The organism is Gayadomonas joobiniege G7, from assembly GCF_000300815.1.
Classification (GTDB): Bacteria; Pseudomonadota; Gammaproteobacteria; order Enterobacterales; family Alteromonadaceae; genus Catenovulum; species Catenovulum joobiniege.
Genome location: NZ_AMRX01000006.1, coordinates 732,981 through 749,498, shown reverse-complemented (window position 1 = coordinate 749,498; position 16,518 = coordinate 732,981). Strand labels below are relative to the sequence as shown.

Here is a 16,518-nt window from a genome sequence, read left to right as displayed (position 1 = left end):
ATTGATTCATGAATGTATTACGAACAATCCATAAATGGCTTGGCTTTTTTGTTGGCATATTATTGTTTATCGCTACATTTACCGCGACATATTTAGCAGCAAACGACTTGCTAACAGAGTGGTTAAAACCGTCTGATAAGTTAGTTGATGAATTAACAATTGATCAGAAAGCAGTTGCTATTAATGAAATTTTTGAATTATATCCTAAAGCAAAATCGTTAACATTTCCAACCGAAGAAACGCCTTATTACGAGATTTTTGATAGTGGGTCTCGGTTGCAATTGGACGGTAGCTACCAAGTGGTAGGTGAGCCTAACCCAGTTGCAAAAAGTGTTTGGCGGTTTATGTTTTTTATGCACCGCAACTTTCATTTAGGGAGTATAGGTGCACAAATCAATGCGGTCGCTTCGCTCATTACAGTCGGGTTAACCCTGGTTGGTTTAATTTTGCTGATCCCAGTTTGGAAAAATATAAAACTCAAGCATTTTGTTCCTAAAAATGGTAAGCGTTCTAGCCTAATCCGAAGCCACCAATTAATTGGTTTATTTGTTGCTGTACCCTTAATTATAGCCGCGTTGACAGGCGCAGCCTTAACTTGGCGAAAGCAGGTACAAACTTTAATGATTGGCGAACAACCGACAGTCACTGAGTACCCTAACCGACAAAAGTTTATTCACTTGGGGGAGGCGATTATCGCTGCGCAAAAAATCTGGCCAGAACAAACAGTGACGAGTGTTTTAAAACGGGGAGGACGCAAAGGTAAAGGTTCGAGTTTAACTATACGTTTTAAAACCGAAGATCATGCTTGGTTACATGGGTTTGACACTATAACCATTAACTACCCCAAAGGCCGAGTCATAAAATCGAGTAAATTTAAAAAATTACCTGTAAATGAACAAGTATACTCGTTAATTAGATCTCTGCATGATGGAACAAGATTACCAAAAGCATATACTTTGTGGTTGTTTATAACTATGCTAATGACAAGTTTCGCATTAGCCATTACAACCTTCTCGTTTGCCCGAAACTTATTAAAAAAATAACCGGCTAACGAGACAGGTAAAAATCGATACCATCGCATACTTTTACGGCTTTCGAATTTTGATTTGTTTTATACAATCAAATCAATCCAGCAACAGGTAAAAGTATGCGAAGATCAAGTTTTGTGTGTAAATGGGTCTTGTTAATATTAGCGGTTAGCGGGGTGACGGAGCGCACGCATGCAAGCCCTGAAATATCGGCTAAGCGACCTAATATTTTATGGTTAACCTTTGAAGACACCTCAGCGAATGAGTTTGCTTTATACGGCAATCCTTACCTTAAAACGCCAAATATCGAAAAACTAGCCGACGATGGCTTAGTATTCAAATATGCATATTCTAACGCGCCTTATTGTTCACCAGCCCGTTCTAGTTTGATTTCAGGTAGTTATGCAACTACTTTTGGCTCAGATCACCATAGAGCCATAGTTGAATCGCCCGCAGATCGAGTCTATTTTCCAGCACTTTTAAAACAAGCGGGTTATTTTACAACCAATAATAGCAAACGAGACTATAATGTTGAGTTAAGCAAATCCGCACTTGCTAAAATTTGGAGTGAGTGGGATAACAAAGCCAGCTATAACAGCCCTGCACGTGCACCAGAACAACCTTTTTTTGCAGTATTTAATGCTGGCATGACCCATATGAGCCGGTTAACTTCGTACCATTTAGAAGGTCGCCGAGATTTTAGCAAAGACGGAATTTCGGCCAACGCGCACCCAGGGGCTTATCTGCCCAACTTACCTGCTGTTCGCTCAGATTATCAGTTTCATTTGGAAGGGGTATATGATGTTGATCGCTGGGTAAAAATATTTATTGATGATTTAAAGCAGCAAGGTTTATTCGATAACACGATAATTTTTGTTTATTCGGATCATGGCGGTAGTTCGCCACGCGGTAAAGGCTTTTTGTTTAATTCAGGAACCCAAGTGCCACTTGTTGTTCATATACCCAAACAATATAAACATTTAATAAGCGAAGATCCAAAAGCTACCTCTGAACAGGTTGTTGAGTTTGTTGATTTCGGACCCACAGTTTTAAGTTTAGCAGGCATTAAACCACCATCTCAAATGCAAGGGGAAGCGTTTATGGGTCCATACGCACAACCATTGCAAAAATATGCGTATAACTTTAGAACTAACCAAGAACGCCACTTTGACCCTTGGCGCGGGGTAACAAATGGAAAATTTAATTATTTTAAAACTTATCTAACCCGCAAACCTATTAGTTTACGCAATGCGTTTCAGTGGGGCATGCCGTCCAATTTAGCATTAGACGCATACGCTCATCAAACGCCAGAGTCTGAATTTAGCCAAGCGTTTTATCAGCCTAAATCTGTTGAATACCTATATGATTTAACTAAAGACCCTAATGAAACAAACAACTTAGCGAACGATCCTAAATATCAAACGCAACTTAAACAGATGCGTCAATTAGTTGCTGAGCACATTGCAAAATCAGGCGATTTAGGTTTTATACCAGTGGCGATGAAACAAGGCAAGCAGTACGGAAACTGGTTTACCGCACAATTTACTTTTAAAAACTATTTTGATTTGATTAATCGTGTCAGCCAGGCTAAATCAACCGACGTTGATTATTTTGCACAATATTTAACGAGCAAAAACCCCGTTGCACGGTTCTGGGCTGCAAACGGTTTTGCCGAACTTGCAGCTAAAGGGGTATCCAGTACAAAGTTAACATTTACACAATCACAAACCGAAACACATGCATCGGTCCGCGCTGTAATGTTTGAAGCGTTAGCTTATAGCGGTCATCCTCAAGCTGTTATGAAGTTAATAGAAGATCGCAAAAACGATCATGCAATTTCAGCGCTAGAAACTATCGCCTATACCAAACCATGGTTATTAAAACCACATTTATCCGATTTACAAGCACTGCGCCACGAAGAGTCTGTTCGTTCGATTTTAGCCAACTTGGGAATAGTTGACGTAGATAAAGTTGCTGTTGGTCAGTATGGAAGAGGTTTAAAAGTGAACCAAGTCCGTCGCCCGTTAAAGCCATTGCCGAACTAAGTTGAACCTATTTCAAATATAATCAAAGCACAACGCACTCAGTGTTTGGCGAAAAATATCGTCAAAGTGCGTTCGCTTTTTATTTATCTAATAAATCCATAAATTGATTTAATTATAGCAACAAGTTGAGGTAAGATAAATTCATTATCTTTAAAACAGAGGTTTTTGATATGAATTATTTTAGGGATTTGATTGCTCTTCTACTCATTGTCACTACTCAAATAGGTTTTTCTCAAACATTAGCAAAAACGCGACCTAACGTGATTGTTATTTTGACCGACGATCAAGGCTATGGCGATTTAGCAGCCACTGGGAACCCTTGGTTAAAAACGCCTAATTTAGATGCGCTAGCCGAGCAAAGCCTACAATTTACTGACTTTCACGTTGATCCTACGTGTTCACCAACACGCGCTGCGCTAATGACAGGTAAATACTCAACTAAAGTTGGGGTGTGGTTAACCTACGCAAGCCGTCATCATCTTGCAAAAGGTGAGATGACAATGGCCGACGTATTTAAAAATAATGATTATGAAACCGCCATTTTTGGTAAATGGCACTTAGGGGATAATTACCCGTATCGACCTCAAGACAGAGGATTTAAAACCTCTTTCATCCACGGTGGGGGCTCTATTAGCGAAACGCCTGATTACTGGGGCAATGATTTATATGATGATATTTATTTTCGTAATGGCGAACCTGAGCAAGCTAACGGATATGCAACGGATGTATGGTTTAATGAAACCATAGATTACATTGAGCAAAATAGAAACAATCCTTTTTTTATTTATCTGTCGTTAAATGCACCACATAGTCCACTGAATGTACCAGAAAAATACGCTAAACCGTATCGCAATAATCCTGAGATCCCAGATAAGCGGGCCAATTTTTATGGCATGATTGCAAACATAGATGAAAACATCGGACGGTTGCGTAACAAACTCAGAGCGCTGTCAATTGAACAAAATACTATTTTATTATTTTTAAATGATAATGGCACAGGACATGGTGTTACTTTAGCCGATATCAAAGGCAAAAAAAATGCGAATGGCTGGGTTAAAGATGGTTACAATGCAGGTATGCGGGGTCGCAAAGGATCAGTATATAAAGGCGGCCACAGAGCCTTTTTATATCTACATTGGCCAGCAGGTGGTTACAAACATCAGGCAGTTTTCGAGCCGTTAACGGCTCACTTTGATATATTGCCTACCTTAATTGATATGTGCGGTCTTAACCTTAACCAATCAATTGATTTTGATGGCATCAGTTTAGCCCCTTATCTAACGAAAAATAACACAAAGCAATATCCGCAGAGAACTTTATTTGTTCATCACCAGGGCCGTGAAAATGGAGTGGATGATGGGCATCTAGTCAAATTTCAAAAATACGCAGTTCTAACTGACAATTGGCGAATGGTTAATACAGAGCTATATCAAGCCAGTGATATAGCGCAAAAAAATGATCTATCCACCAAATATCCCAAAGTAATGGCACAATTAAATAAAGCTTATTTAAATTGGTGGCAAGAGATCGAATTTGCAGATGATAGCCAGTATCCCTTTGTCATTTATCCAGAAAAACAGTATACCACTGTGATCACGCCGCAAAATTTATTAAATATTGGTCAGCCTGCGTATAGTCAGTTTGAAGTTCGTCGTGCACGCATGTTAAAAAATGGATATAGCTACATCGATGTGCAATCACCGGGTGAATACAAAATAACACTCAGCCGTTGGCCTCGGGAGCTGAACTTAGCGGCTGATAAGACACCAGACGAATTTGAGCTTGACGCGAAAAAACATCATAAAAACTATTATTTTTATCGTTTTAAAAACAAGGCAATACAAATTGAACGTGCTTATTTAACCATAGGTGATAAAAGATTAGAAACGAAGGCGTTAGCCAACGCAATCAGTACCGAATTTATAGTTAATTTGCCATCGGGCTTACAAAAAATAAGTGCTTGGTTTACAACAGCTAACCAGCAGACCGGACATTATTATTACCTGTATATAGAACCAAATTCTAAGCAGCCGTAGTGCTAGTACTAGTCAGCGAGACTGGAATTTGTATAGGTCGTAAATTTATTGTTAAGATGAATATTAAATGTATAATGTTGACAACTTGTGTGGGGGATAAAGTCCATCGAACACAAAATTGCGATATTAGTTATTTAATTTTTTTAACTTAAAGGTATAAATTTATGCAAAAAGCTCCTTTAAATTGGCTAAAGTACGCAAGTTTAACTGGGTGCTTGTTATCTGCGAATGTTTGGTCCGCTTCATCCACAGCCGTGCCTGATGGCATTACCTTGTTTAACTTTGAGCAAGGTTTTGATTTAAGCTCTGTGATAACTAATGATGCCAAAGCAAAATTGCTTAATAAAAATGGCTCAACACAATTGTTGGTTGAAACTGGCATCCGTTCAGGCGCACCCGGTGTAACAATTAAACGCCCACAAGGTAGCTGGGATTTAAATAATTATTACCACGTAAAAATGGATATAACCAATGCTGGTGAGCATCCAGCGCGGATTATATTTAAAGTGGGTGACCCAGCGGATGGCATGGAAGCTTGGCAGATGGAAATTCGGTTTGACCTCGCACCAGGCGAAACTAAAACTGTGTCTGATGATATTATTACTACCCCATGGCGATTTACCAAACCGTTAAACCTTAAAGCCATGCGAGCGGCACCCGGCGAAGCAAAGTCGGACTTATCGGCTATCGAGCAGGTAAAAATAACCATTAACTACCCCAGTAATGAACATAAACTGCTGATAGATAACATACGTGCAACTAACCCTGTTCGTTGGGTGGAACCCGATGGTTTTTTACCTTTTGTTGATCGTTTTGGGCAATATAAACATGCCCATTGGCCAGGGAAAACGCTCTCTGTTGACGATTTAAAACAACAAGCACAAGAAGAAAAACGCGCACTTAAAGCACAACCCGGACCTGCTGAATTTAATAAATATGGCGGCTGGAAAAATGGTCCTAAACTCACCGCGAGTGGGTTTTTTAGAGTAGAAAAATACGACGGAGCTTGGTGGTTTGTTGATCCTAACGGACGTTTATTTTGGTCGCACGGCGTTGGTGTTGTAAATATGGGCACCGCGATAACAGGCATCACAGACCGAGAAGATTATTTTGAATGGCTGCCAGCTAAAGATTCAGAGTTTGCTCAATTTTATGGCAAAGCAGGACGCGCCTCGCACGGCTATTATAAAACCTTGCCTGAACGTGAAACTTACAACTTTACCGCCTCTAATCTGTATCAAAAATACGGTCAAAACTGGCGGGATGAATTTGCCGAAGTGACTCACGCCAGACTTCGAAGCTGGGGTATGAATACTTTGGGTGTTGCCTCGGATAAGCAGCTTATAACAGATGGGATTACGCCTTATACCGAAACTGTTTGGGTTAGAGGGACTAAAAAAATTGAAGCCTCTAAAGGGTATTGGGGTAAGTTTCATGATGTTTTTGACCCAAGTTTTAAGCGTCAGTTGAAAAAGGCCTTATCAAACCGGGAACATACGATTGATGACCCATATTTATTAGGGTTTTTTGTCGAAAATGAACTCTCGTGGGGCGCGGAAGGATCGTTAGCCGTTGCCACTTTGCAAAGCCCTGCTGATCAGCCGGCTAAAATTGAGTTTATAAACGACTTAAAACAAAAGTATAAAAACATTGCTTTGCTTAATCAAAAATGGGGCACTCAGCATAGCAGTTGGCAAGACCTGTTAATTACCACGCAAGCACCGAATCAAAGCAAAGCTTGGGATGATATTAGCGCATTTTATAAAAAAATAGTGCAAACCTATTTTTCAACGGTTCGCAGCGAACTTAAAAAAATCGCACCCAACGCACTGTATTTAGGCTGTCGTTTAGCTTGGGCAAACAGTGATACCGTGATCCGCACCGCCGCTGAGTACTCAGATGTGATCAGCATGAACAAATACCAGTACAATGTACAAAATGTTGGTTTGCCAAAAGGCGTTGATAAGCCCATTTTAATTGGCGAATTTCATTTTGGTTCACTTGATAGAGGGGCTTTGCACTTAGGGGTTGTTGAAGCTAAAAGCCAATCACATCGTGCAGAGTTATATACAGAGTACTTAGATAGTGCGCTGCTTAACCCTTATATTGTTGGCACTCATTGGTTTCAATACGCAGAGCAGCCGCCAACTGGCCGCGGCGATGGCGAAAACTACAATGTGGGCATTGTTGATTTGGCTGATAAACCTTTCCCTGAGTTGGTAAAAAGCATAAAAGAAGTCGGTTATCGTTTTTACGACTTTCGCAGCGAAGCCGCAGCTAATGATAAATTAGTTGAGCCGAAAAAGCCTAAAAAGCTAAATACCATTCAAATTGATGAGGATGCCCACACAAGATCTAATTAATTAAACAGGTGAGTAAATAAACCTTGGCTTTGATAAAAAGCGGGTGGAATATTTTGTTCCATCCGCTTGTTTGTACTATGGAAATCATCATAGGCTGACTATTCATTGCCATACAGGCGGTTTTGTGGATGAGTTAGCACAACCTGTCCCCCTCAAACATTCAGTACCTTTCCAACACCGAACCTAAATCCAGCAACCCAATAACGTTTTTGTTTCTAAATATGGAGGGTAAGTTGCATCGGTCATACTTCATTGGGGATTTATATCAACGCTAAAATCAACGGCTAATTAAAAGAGTTCGCGTTGATCAGGTTGTTTATTTTTTACTTATTTTCTGCATTCGTAACAATTGTAAAAGTGCTTTCTTTTTATTTAAAACTTAGTGAGAATGATTTGCGTTTAATTAAAATAACAATTCGGAATTCGGGAAAACATGATGAAAAAATCAGTTTTATTTGCTGCCATGTGTGCAGCAACGGCTAATACATACGCGCAAACAGAACAAACAGAAAAAGAAAATAAAATTGAGCGTGTTGCTGTCGTTGGCTCTGCAACTAACTTAAGTATTACCAAACAAGATATTGAAAGCTTGCAAGCAAACGATTTAGAAGACATTTTTCGCAAGTCGCCTTCGGTTAGTGTGGGTGGTTCGGTTGGCGTTGCACAAAAAATTTATGTGCGTGGTTTAGAAGACGCTTATTTAAATGTCACTGTAGACGGTGCCCAACAAACATCAACCTTGTTTCACCACATTGGTCGGGTAACGTTAGATCCAGACTTGTTAAAACAAATTGATGTGCAAGCCGGGGCAGGTGAGGCAACTAGTGGCCCAGGGGCTATTGGTGGTGCAATTCGTTTTAAAACAAAAGATGCCAGTGATTTTTTAACGGGTGACGAACAAGCAGGCGGCCGTTTAAAAGCCAGTTATTTTAGTAACGACGGGCACAGATATAGTGCAACCGGTTATGGCCGTTTAACCGAAAACTGGGGCGTACTGGGCTATTTTAGTACCATCGACCGTGACAACATGGAAGATGGGGATGGAAACACCATTTATGGCACTGCTGCTGATCAGGATCTTGTATTTTTAAAAACCAGCGGTATGTTAACTAACAAGCAATATCTGTCTGTTAGTTTTGAAAAGCGAGACGAAAAAGGTCAATTTTCGGCGCGGCCAAACTGGTATGTGGCGGAAGGATCACCGCTTTACGACAGCGAAGCCGAACGAGAAACTTGGGTTGCAAATTACCGTTATGATCACAGTAATCTTGTTTATATCCAAGCGACAGCCTATCAAACCAGTTCGTCATTTATTGGTGGTCGATTTGCTTGGTTAGCCGACATAGACACCCATGGTTTTGATATACGTAACACTAGTGAGTTTGGTGCTCACAGTTTGATCTATGGTATTGATTACCGAAACGATAAAGTAGAAAGCGGCCCCGCTGACGGTTCGCCAGAAAACAGCGAAGAGGGCAGTGTACTAGGTTTATATATTCAAGCACATAGCGACATTACCGACCAACTATTGTTAAGTTATGGGATGCGGTTTGATGACTACGATTTTCAACAAAATATTTTAATAGATGAATATTATGGTGACCCTGTTACTGACAGTCCAGCAGGATTAAACGACAGCGAAGTCAGTTTTAATCTTGGTTTAGATTATCGCATCAACGAGCAATGGAAGCTTGCATTAGGGTTTGCTGAAGCGGCGCGAGGCAAAGAAATTGGTGACGGTTTTACATTAGACGAGTACTTGTATGATGGCAGTGATGCGCCTGTTGTTTCTGCTGATGTAGTGCCTGAAACCGTTGTTAATGTAGAGGCTGCAATCGAATATCGTTTAAAAGGCTTGCATGCCAGAGCCAGTGTATTTCGTTCAAAAATTAACGATGTATTATTTACGGGGTTTGAAGGCAGTTCTATCTATAACAACATTGGTGATTTAAGCACCGAAGGTTTTGAATTTGATGTTGCTTATCAGTGGGGCTCGTTCGACTTTTTAGTTGGCTATTCTCATACAGACACTGAGCTAGCTCCGCGCGACGGCATTTATTCGGTTGATTATGATAAAATCGACATAAACGGATACGAGTTTGTAGGTTTAGGTAACAGTCGCGGTGACAGCTTGGTGTTAGGTATGGATTATACCCTAAATAGCGACATCAACATGGGAGTAAACATTACTCACGTAAACGAGTTGACCATAAAAACCTTGCATCAAGCCGTAGATAAAGGATGGACAGATTCTATATACGATCTTAAAAAACCAAATTACACCACAGTGGATGTATACGCAGATTGGACGCTTACCGCAGATTTACAGTTAAACATAGCCGTGACTAATTTGTTTGATAAATTGTATATAGACCACTCAAGCGTTGGTGACTATAGCGCTGTTGACGGCTTTGACGGGGTGAGAGGTCCGTACGAAGCCGGTCGCGACATTCGTGTTTCTGTTACTTACGATTTCTAAGATAAAACAACACTTATGTCAGTTTCACAAACTATTAAAAAATGGGTCTTTTGGGCCCATTTTTTTGTCGCGCTAGTGGTCGCGATTTTTGTATTTATAATGTCTGCAACTGGGTTTTTGTTAACGTACGAGCGCCAAATTAAAGAGCTGGATGAAATGCGTTTTATACAAACGCTGTCACCACAACAAAAACCGGTCAGCACAGATGTGATTGTTAAAAAGCTGCAGCAATTGCATCCAGACGAGCCTCATATTTATGTACGCTGGGTTAACCGAGCCGGTGCGGCGATACCTGGGTGGGCTGGGCCAAATGCGTATTTGTTTGATCCTGTTAACGCAAACATACTGCGCCAAGGTGAAGGCTGGGTCGCTGACACTTTTCATTGGTTAACAGACTTGCACCGCTATTTATTGATGCATGGCGAGCAACAAATTATTGGTAAAACCATTAATAATTACGCCAATTTAGCATTAATATTTTTGCTGGTGTCAGGCGTATACCTTTGGCTGCCTAAACGCTGGTCGTTAAAGTCATTACGCAAACATGCATTGCTCGCACCACGATATTTAAACAAAAGTCATCGCCGTCACCAATGGCATTTAGTATTTGGTATTTGGTGCGCGCCTGTTCTTTTGCTTATTTGTTTAACTGCTACTTTGTTTCATTTTGAATGGGCCAACAAGGTTTTATATGGGTTTTATGGCCAAGACCTACCTAAACGCGAAAAGCATCAAGAGGTGTTAAGTTTAGCCGAAGATAAAGTTTCGTATCAGTATTTGTTTGAGCAAGCACAACTTCATGCTGAGCAAAATAACTATCAAAATTGGTATTCAATGTGGATGGAGATTGGTGATGAGCTGCATCAGGCCAGGTTTTATATTGATAAAAGTATAGGTCACAGGCAGTCGCTTGCCTACTCATTATATTTTGATACCCGCTCAGGCGAGGTCACTCATACTTTAGCCAAGCGTGATTGGACCCCCGGGGATAGAGCATGGGGCACTGCGCGTTTTTTACATACAGGGGAGCATTATGGTTTTGTTGGTCAAACCATTGCGGGTTTGGTCTCTCTATTATGCTGCATATTAGTGTACACAGGTGTGATGCTGGCGTTTAAACGCCTAAAGCGGATGACGCAGAACGCTTAATGGGCAAGATCAGGGTTATTTTTAAACCGCTGGCTGCATCTGTTCTATTACTCGCGGTGATTTGACCGCCCACCGCGTGTATTTGTCTCTGCGCTAAGGCTAAACCAAGGCCATAACCGGACGATTTTTCCGATGGGTCGTTTTGTTTAGCGTTGGCGCGAGATTTATCAACTCTGAAAAAGGGTTTAAAAATATCCATAAGCAATGCATCCGGTACCCCAGGCCCTTCATCTTGCACTGTAATTTGGTATTCGTTAGATCGTTTTATCAGCTCAAGTTGAACTTGGTTTTTGCTGTATTTAAATGCATTACGGACGATATTTTCAATGGCTTGGCCTAATGCTAATTGGCTACTGTTATAAATAGGTGCGGTTTCAGGTAACCGCGTAGTAAGCTGCTGTTTGGGATGTTCAAACTGGGCGTCTTCGGCAATCACTTCAATCAGTTCAACTAAATCAAAGTTTTCCTGGCTAAGCTCAGGTGCTTCGGTATTCAGCCAGCAAAAGGTGAGTGTGTCTTCAACCAATTTACGCATATTGTTTGATTCGTATCTAAGTCTTTGTATTGCCATATCTTGATTGATATTTTGCTCAACAAAATCAACCGCCATATCGATTCGTGCCAATGGTGTGCGCAACTCGTGCGATAAATCTGCTAATAATTGGCGTTGATTTACAATTAACTCACTGGTGCGGTGGGCCATTTTATCAAAAGTTAGAGCGACATCAGCTAATTCGTCGTCTCTTTTGGGCAGTTTTGGGCTGACGCGGGCTGTTAAATCACCACTGCTAAATGATTCAGTGGCTTTTTTTAATGCCCGTAGCGGGGTCATAAGGTGTTGATATAGGATATAGCTTAAAATCGATAATAAAATAAAGGGTAAAGCTATTTGCACTAATACCAAAAATAACGGCAAATAGGTGCCGGGACGCATACGATCTGGCAATTGCATTAAAAAGTGGGTATGTCGATCTTTAAATGGGATCTCCATTACTGGGTTAAAATCAAAATAAAGATGTATTTTCCAGTCTAACCCTCGGCCTAGCTGAAAATAATCTTCAAATAACGGCAACATGTGGGTGCCTGCAAATGGCGTTAACTCAGAGTGCACAACAGCTGCCCATGTGTTTTCTTTTGTTTGCAACTCGGCAAGATATGCTGCCAACGCTTGCTCACCCTGTGTCTCTAAAATGGCCTCGGCTGTTTGTCCATATGTTTTAAGTTGAGTTTGGTGTTGCGGCGATAAAAAACTCATTCGAGTTTCTGTATGCTCGCTAAGCCAATGGATCATTAAAAAAAGTGCCACTGTGCCACAGCCAATGACAAAAAAAAGCCGCCAGAGTAGTTTGTTTTTCATCGCAGGCAATACCCTTTACCATGCACGGTTGTAAAATGTTGGCTGGCAAAACCCGCTTGTTGTAGTTTTTTACGAACCCGACTTAAATGCATATCTAAACTACGGTCATATCTATTAAAAGGGCGGTGCAGCACAGTATGATATAAATACTCTTTACTAAGCACTTCGTTTTGGTTGCTGGCTAATACCCAAAGCAATTTGAACTGAATTTGGGTTAACTCAACTGCTTGTTGGTCAACTTTTACTTGCTGCAATTGGTTGTTTAAAAACAAATTATGTAGTTGCAAGCTGTTGTTACTGGCGGTTGCCAGTTTGTGACTGCCGGTGCGCCGCAATAGGGCTTCAATGCGAACTATCATTTCGGTAAAGTTAAAGGGTTTGGGTAAATAATCATCGGCCCCAGTGCGGTATCCCTCAATCCGCTGTTGTTCGGCACCGGACGCTGTGATCATCATAACCGGTGTATCTTTTACCAATCGCAGTCTTTGCAGGAGCTTTAAACCGTCGAGTTTAGGCAGTAACCAGTCTAATAGAATAATGTCAAAATCGCTATTTAATGCCGTTTGCAAGCCAGTATCACCATCAAAACATTGAGTGGTATCAAAACGATTAGCACTAAGCAAAGTCGAAATTTGCTCATTCATTGTCGTATCGTCTTCAATAATTAAAATACGGGCTGACGCCATAGCTATACTCAATTCGCAAAAGGTTAGATAATATTAATTATCATTTGTATATGCAATAACTCATTAAATTTTAGTGGACTTCATCAGGTGGTTGCCCCCATGGCATCTCGCCGTTTAAGCTCATTAAAAAAGCGATTAAGGCATCGATTTCGTCTTGATCTAAATCTAATGGTTTGATAGTTGCTAATGCACTGTCAGTATCATGCTGTCTGAAATGCCATCTGTTTTATATTCTTTGCCTTTACCGCTTGCGACTGGGTTCGCATCGTCCCAAGAATAAAGCGAGATTGTCACTTGGCCTTTTTTATGGGCTTTAACCGTACCAAATTTTCAATACTGGCGATACTGGGATCAGAGCTGTGCCAAATCACGCCGCTACGGGTGGTGTTTGTCGGTCGCAGTTGATAGTTTAGCTGCATACTGTCTTTAGTCTTCAACTGAGAGTGTGGCGCGATAATTTTTAAACTATCTGCTGGTACTATTTGCTGGGTTTTTAAAACCTGACCTAATCTATCATAGGCCTTTTGTTGTTCTGGCGTGAGTTCATCTAAAGGTATCCCACTGTAGCGTTTAACCCCCCAACGGATATGTACCGATTTTTCGCCTTGCATCTCGAGTGGATCGGTGCGCAAATCAAAAAAACGCCCTGTCGGAAAATGCATGCTAGGGGCATAGCGCTTAAAGTGTTTATCGAATACAAACTCAGTTTTAAAGATATTGTCCTCTTTTAAATAATGTGCGTTGCCAACAAACCAACTATGAATGGTTTATCTCGGTACGCCAGATTTACCTGATAATTGTGGCCAAAAACTGATCAAAGATCGAGTTAGGTTTAGTGTCTGGTGTTGGTTTATGTTCAGAATGAACAAGAGCCATTGGGTAATATAATAAAAACGGTTTAGCTGCGTTTTTTTCTATAAAGTTTAATACTTTTCGGTTAAAAATGTCAGGTCCATACCAACGTCGCCCTGTTGCTGGGTCGACATCTTTGCGTCCTTTATAGTTTACAATTTTACCGTTAATGACTAAGTTTGGATTGATAAAACGCTGACCAGCATCAACTACGTCAAAGGTTGCATAATCATCCCAGCCAAATTCAGAAATATAGTCTTTTGCATGGATATTTTTTGTGCCTCGGGTTTGTTTCCATTTTCCGTACATGCCGGTTACGTATCCGGCACGTTTAAATAAATCGCCAATCGTAATATCTGAGTGATGCAGCGCTTTGGGCTGTATAAAATTGCGGTTGTTTTGTTTACCACTCATCAAAGCAACGCGGGTATTTTCACACAATGGGTGTGTATAGGCCCTTTCTACTCGTACGCCAGTGGTTGCTAATTTATCTATGTTAGGTGTGCTAAATTTACGGTCGCCAAACTGTTTGTGGGTCGAGCGTAAAATGTTGGCTCCGTACGTTGTAAAACCAAAATGGTTTAAATCATCAATTAGAATAAGCACAACATTCGGTGGTTGTTCGCTTCTTTTATTTGTATCTTGTTTAGCGGATGCACTGGTGCCGCAAAAGCTAAATATTAACATCAGTAAAATCCAAATACTTCCATTCGAAGTATCGGATTGCTTGGGGGGGAATGATTTTATGTTAAACATATGTGGGCCCCTAATCAGGTCAAAATATTTATTGATAGATTGGTAAAATATTATTCAGTTTGGCTTTTTCTGCTTTTTGGCTTGGCGTTGCTTGTTGCCAATTTTTAATTAACGGATAACTAATGTAATCAGAGACCTCGTTAGAGACATCCCACCAGCGCTGGTTGCCATCTCTCATAACTTGCCGACCTCTAATGATCTGCTTACGGCCTTGGTAACTGTATACCCAATCACGGTGAAACTTTTTGTCTGCAAATAAAAAGGGCACAAGGCTTTCGCCATCATAACGATACCCCTCGGGTGGCTCAAAACCAACTAAGTCGGCAAGTGTCGGCCAAATATCGGCAATACTTGCTAAAACATCCTGGCGTCCTTGTTTGGTCATATTAGGTGCGTAGATTATCATGGGCACATGAGTCCCTTTTTGGCGGTCAGGGCTGTTTTTACCATACCCCCCTGAACCATTATCGGCTGTAATAATAAAAATGGTATTTTCTAAAACGCCCATTTTTTTAAATTTCTGTATGTATTGCCAGATTTGAAAATCGATATAATTAATATGGTGATGCATGCCAGGGGGAGTGACTGTGCCATGGGTATCATAGAGGCCTTTATCGCCTGTAATGTTTGGCTCTGTACGGGTATATTTTTGCCCATCCCAGTGGATTTTTGGGGTCCCTGGCCAGCTTGAGTTGGCGCTATTTCCTAAAAAATCAAATTGATCATGACCTAAGTGTGACGCGTGATAGATAAAAAATGGTTTATTTTGTTCGTGCTTACGGTCGATAAAGTCAAAAATAAATTCCATTTCTAAATCTGGACCATAGCTGTTTACACCGAAGCTTTGTTTATCTGTTTTAGTGTTTGGCCACCAGACCAACTGCTTGCGTGCAGAAGGATGGTTCCATAAGCGAACATTTGGATACCAATACCAACTATCTTGCGCGTATGTACGCTGTTTAACGGGTTGCTCTGTATCCATATTAACGAGTTTTGTTTGGCCATTTTTTTTTACAGGATCAAGTTGAAAATCACTATAAGGATTGGTGGGCTCAGAGAGCAATGCCGGAGTGATCATGGCTTCATCAAATCCATATTGGCTATAGTTGCCAGACAAGTGAAATTTACCGGCCCAGTAAGTTGCGTAACCAGCACTCGCTGCAATATGACTCAACAGGATAGGGCTACTGTCATAAATGTGATAAAGCTCCGTATTGCCGCTCGCAGTTTTTTGTTTTCCGATATCTTTATTGGCCCACCATGTTTGCTGATGTGCGTATCGGCCAGTTAATAACATGGCACGGCTTGGTTTGCATAAGGTAGCAGCCCAAGCTGAGGTGATCCAAACGCCTTTTTTTGCCAATTGGTCAATGACTGGGGTTTGGGCACGAAACGCCGGATCTGAGGTGCTACCGCGCTCAGGTTTGCTCCATTCATCTGCGCCGTAAACCGGAAATTCTCGCGCACTAATATCATCGGCAAAATACAATACTATATTGGGTTTAGTGTTTGCTGATATAACCGGGGTATGTAGTAGAACCAAAAGCGCTCCACCGATTAGGTTTTTAAACGAGCGAGAAACCATTCGTCACCTCAAATTTTAATTTGTTGCTATTATTGAAATAAATAAATTTTAAGGGAAAACCTTCACATTGTAAATTGTATGTGATTATTTTGATTCAATTATAAAAGGTCTTATGGATTTTAGGCTTGATTACCTGCCCAAATAACAAATTAACCGAGTGAATAGTTGTAAGATTTACCACA

Annotated in this window: 11 protein-coding genes; 6 read left to right on the top strand and 5 right to left on the bottom strand. The window is 40.8% G+C overall.

Features of this window, described 5'->3' with window-relative positions; genetic code table 11:
- Positions 1-8: 8 nt before the first annotated feature.
- The 6 genes from C727_RS0110585 to C727_RS0110560 all read left to right on the top strand — a co-directional run bounded on the left by C727_RS0110585 (position 9) and on the right by C727_RS0110560 (position 11,100).
- A complete protein-coding gene (locus C727_RS0110585; protein ID WP_017445615.1) occupies positions 9-1,043 on the top strand; it encodes a PepSY-associated TM helix domain-containing protein in 1,035 nt (344 codons plus the stop codon).
- A gap of 104 nt (positions 1,044-1,147) precedes the next feature.
- Positions 1,148-3,073 (top strand): sulfatase-like hydrolase/transferase, encoded by a 1,926-nt coding sequence (locus C727_RS0110580; protein WP_017445614.1) that lies wholly within the window; start codon positions 1,148-1,150, stop codon positions 3,071-3,073.
- Between the two features lie 170 nt (positions 3,074-3,243).
- On the top strand, positions 3,244-5,109 hold the full coding sequence (locus C727_RS18385) for an arylsulfatase (protein WP_017445613.1): 1,866 nt from the start codon (positions 3,244-3,246) through the stop codon (positions 5,107-5,109).
- 164 nt (positions 5,110-5,273) lie between these two features.
- A complete protein-coding gene (locus C727_RS0110570) occupies positions 5,274-7,472 on the top strand; it encodes a beta-galactosidase (RefSeq protein ID WP_017445612.1) in 2,199 nt (732 codons plus the stop codon).
- Positions 7,473-7,908: 436 nt separating this feature from the next.
- Positions 7,909-9,951 (top strand): TonB-dependent receptor plug domain-containing protein, encoded by a 2,043-nt coding sequence (locus C727_RS0110565; protein WP_017445611.1) that lies wholly within the window; start codon positions 7,909-7,911, stop codon positions 9,949-9,951.
- Between the two features lie 15 nt (positions 9,952-9,966).
- On the top strand, positions 9,967-11,100 hold the full coding sequence (locus C727_RS0110560; RefSeq protein WP_017445610.1) for a PepSY-associated TM helix domain-containing protein: 1,134 nt from the start codon (positions 9,967-9,969) through the stop codon (positions 11,098-11,100).
- On the opposite strand, the gene C727_RS0110555 is transcribed toward C727_RS0110560, so the two are convergent.
- The 5 genes from C727_RS0110555 to C727_RS0110540 form a co-directional block, all read right to left on the bottom strand.
- The gene (locus C727_RS0110555) at positions 11,066-12,457 is read right to left on the bottom strand and encodes a HAMP domain-containing histidine kinase (protein ID WP_017445609.1); all 1,392 of its coding nucleotides are present in this window, start codon (positions 12,455-12,457) and stop codon (positions 11,066-11,068) included. The two genes, C727_RS0110560 and C727_RS0110555, sit on opposite strands and share 35 nt — an antisense overlap.
- Positions 12,454-13,143, bottom strand: coding sequence for a response regulator transcription factor (locus C727_RS0110550; protein ID WP_017445608.1), 690 nt, complete (start codon positions 13,141-13,143; stop codon positions 12,454-12,456). The genes C727_RS0110555 and C727_RS0110550 overlap by 4 nt, the downstream gene beginning before the upstream one ends.
- 290 nt (positions 13,144-13,433) lie before the next feature.
- Entirely contained in the window at positions 13,434-13,805 is a 372-nt protein-coding gene (locus C727_RS19565) for an Ig-like domain-containing protein (protein WP_051008730.1), read from the bottom strand.
- Between the two features lie 124 nt (positions 13,806-13,929).
- Complete coding sequence (locus tag C727_RS19560; RefSeq protein ID WP_155949215.1) at positions 13,930-14,751, bottom strand: sulfatase-like hydrolase/transferase; 822 nt, start codon at positions 14,749-14,751, stop codon at positions 13,930-13,932.
- A 28-nt stretch (positions 14,752-14,779) separates the two neighbouring features.
- A complete protein-coding gene (locus tag C727_RS0110540; RefSeq protein ID WP_017445607.1) occupies positions 14,780-16,336 on the bottom strand; it encodes a sulfatase-like hydrolase/transferase in 1,557 nt (518 codons plus the stop codon).
- Between the last annotated feature and the right edge of the window lie 182 nt (positions 16,337-16,518).